Here is a 1,252-nt window from a genome sequence, read left to right on the forward strand (position 1 = left end):
GAGCTGGAACGGGGTACGGTCCCCGACCTTCAGGTCGAGTGCGTCGAGCACCTGCGGGGTGACCAGGGCCGGTACGGCCCCGACCGGGGTGTCCCGGACGACGGCGTAGCGGACGAAGACCTGGTCGAAGAAGTCCGTGGGCCGGGGGGCGGGGTAACGCACCTCGACGGAACCGCCGTCGGCCGAGGAGGCGGTGGCCGCCGGTACCGGGGAACCACCCCGACCGTCCGCGGCGCCCCAGTCCCCGGCGGCGGCGAGGTCCACCGGTTGGCTGGTGCCGTCCGCGCCGACTGTCCGCAGGCCGGTCACGGAGAGGTCGTAGGCGGTACCGGCGAGCGGTCCACCGACCAGTTCGAAGCCCTCGAACCGCAGTTCCCGGTCACCTGCGCCGGGCAGGGCCACGTCGAAGGCGCGTGGTTCACCGGTGCTCGGGGTGGCGGGCAGCGGGGTACGCCAGACCAGCCCGTCGGCGGTACCGAACAACGCGTTGACGGTGATGTCGGGCTGGAAGAACCCCCCGATCAGCGGGGTACGGACGGTGCCGGTGAGCCGCTGCGCTCCGGCGGGTACCGGCACACCGGCCGGTTGCGGGCGGGCCCGGGCCAGTTTGTCGAGCAACTGCCGGGGTGGTTCGTCGGTGAGGGTGTCGCTGAGGCGTACCAGGTCGGCTGCGGCGACCGCGTCCACCGCCACGACGGTGGCGGGGACGTTGTCCGAACCGATCCGGATGTCGTCCCGCCAACCGGGCACGGCCTGCCGTACCCCGGGCAGCGCGGCGATCTGCGCGGCCCGCCCGGCCGGGGCGGCCCCGTCGGACTCGACGAGGCGCAGGTCTGCGCCGACCTCGTGGTTGGCCTGGTCGACCTGCGACCGTTCCCAGGTGGTGACCAGGGACCAGGCCAGGGTGCTACCGCCGACCGCGAGGGCGAGCAGCAGTACCGGCCCGGCGTGCGGCCGGCGGCCCGCCTGCCACATGCCCAGCATGGTGGCCGTCCAGGGCCGCCGGTTGACGAACCGTTCGGCGAACCGGGTGGCCGGGGGCAGCAGCCGCAGGGCGATCACCCCGCCGGCCAGTACGCCGAGGGTGGGCGCGGCGGCGAGCAGCGGGTCGATGCCGAGCCGACCGTTCGCGCCGGCCAGTGGGGAGGAGTACTGGCGGAGCTGGAACCAGGCGAGTCCGGCCAGTCCGACCAGGGCCAGGTCCAGGCCGATGCGTTGGGCGGCGGCGGACCGGGCGGGGCGGGACCGGGCG

The 1,252-nt window shown here is 74.9% G+C and carries 1 pseudogene; it reads right to left on the reverse strand.

Features of this window, described 5'->3' with window-relative positions:
- A pseudogene (locus GSF22_RS33640) lies at window positions 1-1,252 on the reverse strand (FtsX-like permease family protein); the annotation flags it as partial.

Origin of the sequence: Micromonospora echinofusca (genome assembly GCF_017614955.1) — a bacterium.
GTDB lineage: Bacteria > Actinomycetota > Actinomycetes > Mycobacteriales > Micromonosporaceae > Micromonospora > Micromonospora echinofusca_A.